At 45.4% G+C, this 8,135-nt stretch carries 11 protein-coding genes; 3 read left to right on the top strand and 8 right to left on the bottom strand.

The window, feature by feature from the left end; all coding sequences use genetic code 11:
• The 5 genes from Xinn_RS19300 to Xinn_RS19280 all read right to left on the bottom strand — a co-directional run.
• Nucleotides 1–426 (bottom strand): PFL_4703 family integrating conjugative element protein (locus Xinn_RS19300; RefSeq protein ID WP_099137756.1); only part of this gene is annotated, 426 nt, incomplete at its 3' end.
• The gene (locus tag Xinn_RS19295) at nt 423–779 is read right to left on the bottom strand and encodes a TIGR03750 family conjugal transfer protein (RefSeq protein ID WP_099137755.1); all 357 of its coding nucleotides are present in this window, start codon (nt 777–779) and stop codon (nt 423–425) included. The genes Xinn_RS19300 and Xinn_RS19295, both read right to left, overlap by 4 nt.
• 10 nt (nt 780–789) lie before the next feature.
• On the bottom strand, nt 790–1,167 hold the full coding sequence (locus Xinn_RS19290; RefSeq protein ID WP_211286038.1) for a TIGR03745 family integrating conjugative element membrane protein: 378 nt from the start codon (nt 1,165–1,167) through the stop codon (nt 790–792).
• A 36-nt stretch (nt 1,168–1,203) separates the two neighbouring features.
• The gene (locus tag Xinn_RS19285) at nt 1,204–1,440 is read right to left on the bottom strand and encodes a TIGR03758 family integrating conjugative element protein (protein WP_086954415.1); all 237 of its coding nucleotides are present in this window, start codon (nt 1,438–1,440) and stop codon (nt 1,204–1,206) included.
• Entirely contained in the window at nt 1,437–1,766 is a 330-nt protein-coding gene (locus tag Xinn_RS19280; RefSeq protein ID WP_086954416.1) for an integrative conjugative element protein, RAQPRD family, read from the bottom strand. Before Xinn_RS19280 ends, Xinn_RS19285 begins: the two co-directional genes overlap by 4 nt.
• 148 nt (nt 1,767–1,914) lie before the next feature.
• Here Xinn_RS19280 and Xinn_RS19275 point away from each other — a divergent pair, with 148 nt between their 5' ends.
• Complete coding sequence (locus tag Xinn_RS19275) at nt 1,915–2,556, top strand: DUF5710 domain-containing protein (RefSeq protein ID WP_244590263.1); 642 nt, start codon at nt 1,915–1,917, stop codon at nt 2,554–2,556.
• Nucleotides 2,557–2,892: 336 nt separating this feature from the next.
• Nucleotides 2,893–3,360 carry a very short patch repair endonuclease gene (locus tag Xinn_RS19270; protein WP_086954417.1) on the top strand — a complete coding sequence of 156 codons (468 nt, stop codon included), beginning with the start codon at nt 2,893–2,895 and terminating at the stop codon, nt 3,358–3,360.
• Here Xinn_RS19270 and Xinn_RS19265 read toward each other — a convergent pair.
• Together Xinn_RS19265 and Xinn_RS19260 are read right to left on the bottom strand one after the other, a co-directional pair.
• Nucleotides 3,334–4,644 carry an LlaJI family restriction endonuclease gene (locus tag Xinn_RS19265; protein WP_086954418.1) on the bottom strand — a complete coding sequence of 437 codons (1,311 nt, stop codon included), beginning with the start codon at nt 4,642–4,644 and terminating at the stop codon, nt 3,334–3,336. The genes Xinn_RS19270 and Xinn_RS19265 overlap by 27 nt on opposite strands.
• A complete protein-coding gene (locus tag Xinn_RS19260; protein ID WP_086954419.1) occupies nt 4,634–6,112 on the bottom strand; it encodes an McrB family protein in 1,479 nt (492 codons plus the stop codon). Before Xinn_RS19260 ends, Xinn_RS19265 begins: the two co-directional genes overlap by 11 nt.
• A 70-nt stretch (nt 6,113–6,182) precedes the next feature.
• On the opposite strand from Xinn_RS19260, the gene Xinn_RS19255 reads away from it, so the two are divergent.
• A complete protein-coding gene (locus Xinn_RS19255) occupies nt 6,183–7,538 on the top strand; it encodes a DNA cytosine methyltransferase (RefSeq protein WP_086954420.1) in 1,356 nt (451 codons plus the stop codon).
• Nucleotides 7,539–7,651: 113 nt separating this feature from the next.
• Here Xinn_RS19255 and Xinn_RS19250 read toward each other — a convergent pair.
• A partial coding sequence (locus tag Xinn_RS19250; RefSeq protein WP_099137754.1) for a TIGR03747 family integrating conjugative element membrane protein occupies nt 7,652–8,135 on the bottom strand: 484 nt, incomplete at its 5' end.

Below are 8,135 nucleotides of genomic sequence, written 5' to 3'. Positions count from 1 at the left end.
CGTCACGCTTTTTGTGCCATAGCCCCGGCCGGGCACTTCATACACCACCCGTACCCGGTCAGCCAGTTCCCCACTGTCAGCGCGGGTTTTAGCATCTTCCCGCAGAAAATCCTGACAGGCCGGTGTCAGATAGGGCGATAAGGCCACAATTTTGGCCGGATAATCCTGCGCCCCGTTTTTCGGCCAGGCATTCAGTTGCTGGAAAATATAAAACGCAAAACTGTAGACACTCGGCGCAGGGACTTCCCACCACGCCCGGGTGCTGCCACTGCGTAAATCCGGCGGGTTATGAATGGTGAGATTACGCGGTGCCGTCATCCAGCCCGTGAGCGTTATCAACAAGACCAGCATCAACCCCCCGCAGGCGAGCCGCAGGGTCAGAATATGCTGATCACGATTTTTCAATGCATGACGAAACCGACTCATCGCACACTCCTGCTGCGCCGTAACGACCAGCCCTGAGCCGCAATAATCAGGGCCGGATCACCGAGACCCAGCCGGCGTTTCTGCTCTGCCAGTGTCAGCCAGAGATAATGTTCCGGTTTGCCGCGCTTAAACTGTGCCAGCCAGCGCCCGCCAAAACTAATCAGCAGCAACGGCATCACCAGCATGCCGGTGGGGAGCATCACCCAGCCCGCTAACGGGATGAGAGGCAGGCTCACCATCAGCCCGATCCCCAGCCCGGCCAGGGCGGCCAGTCCCATCTCCGGCGTGGTAAAGCCGCGAAAGACGACCGGTTCGGCATTTAAGCGATCAGGTAAGAACGGGATCGTCTGCATGCGCGGCCCCCTAAAAAATAATGCCGGCTGATTTTGCCAGCAGCCAGATCACCGCAACCAGCAGCACCACGCCAACCACGATAATGGAACCAAACTGGGTCCAGCTGGCTTTGCCGTCACGCACTTCGGAAAAGGTTTCCACGGCAGCGGAGGCGACTTTAAAAAATGCCACAGCCGAGAGGATTAAGCCGCCAATCACAATACCATCCTGCGCATAGCCCTTCACCTGACCGAGCAATCCGCCGCCACCGCCACTTTTCGGCGGTTCAATGGCCGGCAAGTCTGCCCGGGCGGATTCACAGACCAGACCGAACAGCAAAAACAGGGTACTGATCCGGGTCATCAGCTGCGTACTGACACGACGGCAGAAGGTAAAAACAGGTTTCATCATCAAGCAGTTCCTTTTTTGATTGTGTTCATTGCATCAGCTGGCAAACATCCAGACCGCAATCACCAGTAACAGCGCCGTTCGCAGGGCAAACTGGCTGAGGGTCTGATTACGCACGTTGTCATTCGCCCAGCCGTTCCAGACATCCACCACTGCCCAGGCCGCCCAGAAAAACAACGTCGCGAAGAAAAAGCCGACACACACCAGAGACAGAAAATGAATATCAAAGTGCCCTGAAGCCGCCTCAAAGGCATGGCGCTGGGTCGGGGTCATTGCGGGCGTTCCTGACGATACTGACCGGATAACGGCGCGGGTTCGTCCGGCTGGTCGCGGGAAGGCATCAGGTAATGTTCGATGCCGGTTTTAATGGTGTGAAGATCCGCGCGGATACGGGCGTAATCAAAGTGATAGCGGGGCGGTTTTTCGGTCTCCGCGGGCGCGTCGGCAATACTGGCGCGCTCCAGCGCTATCTGTACCTGCTCAATCAGCCGCGTTGCACTCGCCAGTTCATCGTTTTCGGCCGCCTGCGCAAGGGGGACACACAATACCGTCAGACCCAGCAGACAGGCAGACCGGGACAGGGAAAAACAACCACGCATACACACTCACCTCGTGATGGAATTCAGGATGCCGAGGATGCGGTTTTTTTTACAGCGGATCAGTAATAAACTCTTTATGCTTTGATGCAAATTAGCGACATAGTCTGACTCATTTATTCAGCCAACACGTCATGATGAAGAAAAACGCATGCTGCGGATTGATTTAAACGTCCCTGATGCGGAACACGAACAGGCACGGAAGCCGGGTGCACACTGGGATGCCGTTGAACAAATCGGGTATATCGATAACAGCATTGATCCGAAGCCGTTTATCAACTGGCTGCCGTTCTACAATGTTCATGCGGACGCCCAGACTCAGACAGCCTGCCCGCACTGTCAGGGAAACACCACAGTAACGGCTTTTATGCTGCCTGCCGGTCATCAGCGGCGGGAAGCGGACAACCACGATAAGCCCGACACCGAAATTGATTACACCGTGCAGGACTGTCCGGCGTTTTTGTTTTATCTTGCCGACCTTCCCACCCTTGTGCGCAACGTGCTGCCCGGCTTTCACCACCGCCTGCGCAAAATTGTCTGCCAGCCACTGCAACGGCAGCACTGGATAAACCACTGCGAACACTGTGATGCGCCGCTGGATGATACCGATCTGTTTACCGAACCCGGCTGCGCATTTTTTCCGGCGTCCAGAGAGCAGGCTGCGACTATTCAGCTGCACCGTGTCGAACAACCGTTTGTCAGCTATTGTGAAGATACTTCACATGAACATGACTGCGTCGACCCGAAAAGAGGCACCGGGCCTGTCAGGCCTGTGACGGGTTTGAGTGGATGAGGCAGGTGGTGAATGTACCTTCAGTGTATCGGCATTAACCTGAAAGACTGACGCGCCGTCCAGCGGCTTGTCTGCTGACGATGGAATACAAAACAAAAATCCGTTTTGCATTCCATCATCCAGCATCGAAAAATAACCTTTAAATATCAGTTTATTATCACTGAGTCCGCCATCTATCCGCAAATACTAATATCGCCATGAAATTGGGATATACCGCGTCTACCCAAGGGTAAATACAACAGGGCGGTTTAATGATGTGCTTCGCCATTCACTCTTGCACATTATTTCAGCATTGATAGTATGATTTGGTGAGTTAATTACTGTACAGGAATAATATTGGACGTTCACGATAAAGAAACCCGTTCCAGAAACATGAAAGCTATCAGAAGCAGAGATACCAGGCCTGAACTGATAGTAAGGAAGCTTTTGCACCGGAATGGCTTCAGATTCAGAGTATCCTGTGGAAAATTACCAGGAAAACCCGATATATGGATGGCTAAATGGAACACTGTAATATTTATTAATGGCTGTTTCTGGCATATGCATGAATGTGAAAAATTCCGGCTTCCGGATTCAAGACAGGACTTCTGGCAAAAAAAACTGAACTCAAACCGGATACGGGACAGAATAAAAATTGAAGAACTCAGAACCCTTGGTATAAGAGTACTCACTATCTGGGAATGTGCTCTGACAGGAAAGGGTAAATTGAACGATACTATCCTGCTTACCCTTTTTAAAACATGGCTATTCAGTGGTCAGTCTGAGTCAGATATCGACTCAGGAGGACTGACTATCCGTAAATGATAGATTTATAATCTTTTCACTTAGTTTATCTAATGATTTGCCACGGGAATACTGACTCAATAGCTCAACCGGATCCTGATACAGGCAGAGAATAGGTGGATAATCATTATCGAGGCAGTCTTCTTTTCTGTACTTTCTTTTCAGCCCTCTGGGTGCCATATGTACCGATTCTATATTTCCTTTACTTCCGGGAAATACAAATACGTTTATAATATTTTCTGCACTGTTTTCAATGATCTTCATTGCTTTTGCATAGTAAAACTGTTTGATGATATCCGCCAGTTTAGGAGCGGTTGCCACACTTCCGGCTCCGTAGTATTTTGCATCAACTATAACGTATTTGTTTTCATCGGGGTGCCTGAGTACAGTATCCGTTCTGTGCCCTTTGAGTGAAGCCAGTATATAATCACCTGATATTTTATATACAGGAGCCGTAAGCCGATGATTTACTTTCTCTGTATATAACAAACAGGTATCCAGCATCCTTTCCCATAATCCGTGACATTCTCTGATACCTATTACCATATTATTATTAATATTTCCGCTTCCCTTTCTCAGATATTGAATAAGGTGTTTAAGAAGAAATATATCACGGTCTGAATAGGTAACATGAAGTTCCTTCATCAACAGAGCTATTTGAATTTCTTTTGAAGTAAGAGGTGGTGGTATATGTGCCAGTGCCTGAACCGCAGCACCAGGATCAAGAAAATCTATCCAGCCCACACTCAGGCACAATTCACGGATAACCTGCGCATGTATCTGTGATATATCACAATTATGAATAGTTCTGCTTTTTGTACCGTATATCTCCGGATAAAATATATCATTCCCGACCACAAACGAAGGCATCCGGCTGATGGTTTTTTTCCAGTCAGCTTTGCCATTATTACGAACTGTAAACCGTACTCTGCGGGAGTACAGACCATTAACCGCATAATCATTAATCAGCGATATAATAAGGCTAAGGCTATCACTCCCTATGATATCATCTCCCTCATCTGCTGTTTCCGTGGCAGAGTCTGCTGTCTTCTTATAACGGTGTATTGAACGGAGCAGGCTCCAAGCTATTTCCTCTTTATCTGCATCATCTTTTACTTTACTGTTTCTGGGGAGAAAAATAGCCGTTTTTCCTTCATGAGAAACCAATCCGCAAAAATGTATATTCATACTTCCCGGTGGTATCAGTCCGTTAAATTTCAGAGAATCAAACAAACTGTCCGGCAACTCATTGACAGCATGCCGGTCATTAAAGAAACTGAAATGAAAGTCAGGACTATTCTTCATCTGATACTGTTTCTTCCCGGTTTACATTATTTTTCTCTGCCACACCTGAAAATGCGGCTTCGAGTTCCTCAGTAAAAACAGCTCCGTCGTTGTGGAATAAAGCGGCTAATTCACCGAAAGTGTTACATTCTGTATTAAATATGGCTTCACGTTGCCCATGTCTTAAAACGTCATCCCATAGATAAACGAACAATTTTCCGCAAAGAGTATTTTTAGCCACCTCATTCTCTGACAGTTCTTCATCAGATAAAAATCTGTGCCCCAGCAACCGATCTTCCGGTATCTGAAGTTCTTTTAATTTGTTGTTTATGAGCTCAGCAAATGAATTCCATGGTACATGAATAATATTGCTTCCTTCTTTAACAGATGAGACAGGAACAGGAAGTGAACCTGGTGTAGCCTGAGCATAATCAATCGGAATATATTCGAAATGCCATCTACGCTTGAACGCTGTATCCATAGGCATCACAGCCTGATCACTACTGTTCATCGTCGCTACAACTGATAAATTAGAAGGTAACGCCAGCGAACTGATTCTAAACGGCAAATTTGCATTTATATAATCCAGCATATCAGGATCAGCAATGTCAATTTCATACTTACTGCTGCCATCAGCTTTTCTGTCCAACAGCTGGAAAAGCTCTCCGAATACAGCGGCAGCAGGAGCTCGATTTAGTTCTTCAATGACCAAGTATACAGCTTTACTCAGATCTTTGCGGGCTTCAATAAAAGCCTTAGTGAACGGCCCCGGACGAAACTCATAAATAATTCTTACAGTTCCGGATTGATCAGTTGTTGTTTTAGGTTTTAATGCTCCGACAAAATCAGCATATTGAGTATCCGGATGAAATACTGTTCTGAAGCAGGTACAGTTACCCACCTCAGTATTAACTTTATGGCTCTTACCTGTCCCTGGAGCACCATAATAAATTTTATTAATTCCTATAATATTACTGTCATGTATCCCGGTATTATCATTCGGTTTACTCACATCACTGACTCCTGTAGTTGATAAAGATTCTATATAAGCCTCTTCATCAGCTACTTGCGAGCGAAGATAGCTTAATGTTTTTTCCAGATACTTATGATTCAGATACATCAAATTATCTTTAAATGGTTGTTGTAACTGATTCGCTGTATAAATAATTTTATTAATCAGATTAAACAACGGAAGTGTCTGAACTGTTGAAAGTGCATTAACAACTTCATCACTAATATACCTGTGGAACAGATCTCTCCATTTTTTTTCACGATAAAGGTTGTTATTTTCAAATTCAGGGAGATTATTTTGTATATTTTCAATCACAATAATAATCTGGTTCAAAGATATATAGAAATATTTTGCCTCCCCTCTTCTGCCGGTATTCGAAAAGCTAAATCCCGGTGAAACAGTACTGTAACAAACAGTCATTTTACTACTCAGTTGCTGACACTCATCGACAAACGAATTGATAGGTTGATTATACATAAGATTCCATTGCGTGTTTATATATACAGTGATAGCATGCAGGGATTAAAACCGGATAAGTAAGTAAAGTATGCTATTATCATCAGACTACAAATCAGAATATATCAGAAAAATAAGAGAAACCCTCGGACTCGGTCGTACAGAGTTTGCCAATTTGCTAGGTATGTCATCAATCGGTGAAAGAACAGTCAGAGGGTGGGAAACCGGGGAACATTCACCGACACCAGCCAAATGGAAAGCAATCCTGGAACTGGAAAATACTATGAGAGATCATTGTAATACTGCACCATTCAGGCAGAAATCCATTGAAAACTGCCGGTTCACATTTATCGACCTTTTTGCCGGCATCGGTGGGATACGTCTGCCTTTCCAGAATCTTGGCGGGCACTGTGTATTTACTTCTGAATGGGACAAATTTGCACAGAAAACTTATCTTGCAAATTATGGTGAAATGCCGAGCGGGGACATCACTCAGATAAAAGCTGCTGACATTAAAGATCACGATATCCTTTTGGGAGGATTTCCTTGTCAGGCTTTCTCTCAGGCCGGGTTGAAACAGGGCTTCAGCGATACCCGGGGAACTATGTTTTTCGAAATCCAGAGAATTCTGGCAGAAAAAAGACCAAAAGTCTTTTTACTGGAAAATGTTAAACAACTCCAGGGACATGACAAGGGACGTACCCTGAAAAACATTATTGATATTCTGAAAGGAACACACGATCAGGAAATTCCTCAGAATATACCTATGAGTGATGAAGCCCGGCATGCTTTATCAGAAAAGCTGAATTACTGGGTAGATTTCAAAGTACTCCGTGCCGCTGATTTCGGTGTTCCGCAAAACAGAGAGCGTATCTTTATTGTCGGGTTCAATAAAGATTACTTTGATGATGTTGATTTTAACAAAGTATTCAGATGGCCTTTACCTCCATGCTCACCTACCAGAGTCGGGGACATTCTTCAGTCATCTGAAGAGCTTCTTCGTGAAACACAGAAAAACGGCAGAGATGCTTATACTATTTCTGACAAACTTTGGGCAGGGCATAAAAAACGTAAAGCAGAACACAAAACCAAAGGGAATGGTTTCGGTTATTCTTTGTTTGATGATGAGAGTAAGTACACAAATACAATCAGTGCCCGTTATTACAAAGATGGATCAGAAATTCTGATAGATCAGAGTACTATTGGAAAAAATCCGAGAAAACTGACACCACGGGAATGTGCAAGACTACAAGGATTCCCGGAAAATTTTATTGTAGATGCAGTTTCTCAGGGACAAATTTATAAGCAATTCGGTAACTCAGTATGCGTTAAAGTGATTCAGGCCGTTGCAGAACAAATTATTCATGCCCTAAAAACAGCAGAAGACAAAAAAAAGTTACAAAACAATAAAATAAAAATGAATGACGAAGAACACATTTTCGGATAGTAAATAACCCCAGTAACTACATACCTGATACATTAAATACATAATTTTCCTGCTGCCGATGAAATGTAAAAACGAATTTTTGCTCTGCATTTCATCGTGTAGCGTCATGCCCCTTACAAATACTTTTTAAACATCGACGTGGTAATCACCACTGCCATCCCTGACAATAACGCTGCTGGCAACAATATCACCGTAGGGTGCACCACATCCGGCCACGATAAATACAGGATACAGGGCACCGTGCAGGCCGGTTTTATTCCCCGTTTGGCATGGTGATAAACAAAACTGGATTCATACCCCGCACCATAGCGCCGTAAGTCCCGCCGTCCCAGCCCGTCAACCAGCGCAACCACGACCACCATCACAAACAGAGGGACGGATAACAGCAGAATGGTCAGCCGGATCAGTGTCACCATCGTGATAAACACGGTCGCCAGCCAATATTCCCGCAAATGTACCAATAGCCCCTGTAATACCACATTGAATTCACGCAGAAAATCATTATTGCGCTGAAACGGATAGTGTGACTGCCCCTGAACCCAGCGCATAAACCCACTGTCCACAAACAGCCACTGATACGCCTGTGCCAGCCAGGCC

Source organism: Xenorhabdus innexi (assembly GCF_002632485.1).
Taxonomy (GTDB): Bacteria; Pseudomonadota; Gammaproteobacteria; order Enterobacterales; family Enterobacteriaceae; genus Xenorhabdus; species Xenorhabdus innexi.
This window is presented reverse-complemented; position numbering and strand designations above follow the sequence as displayed.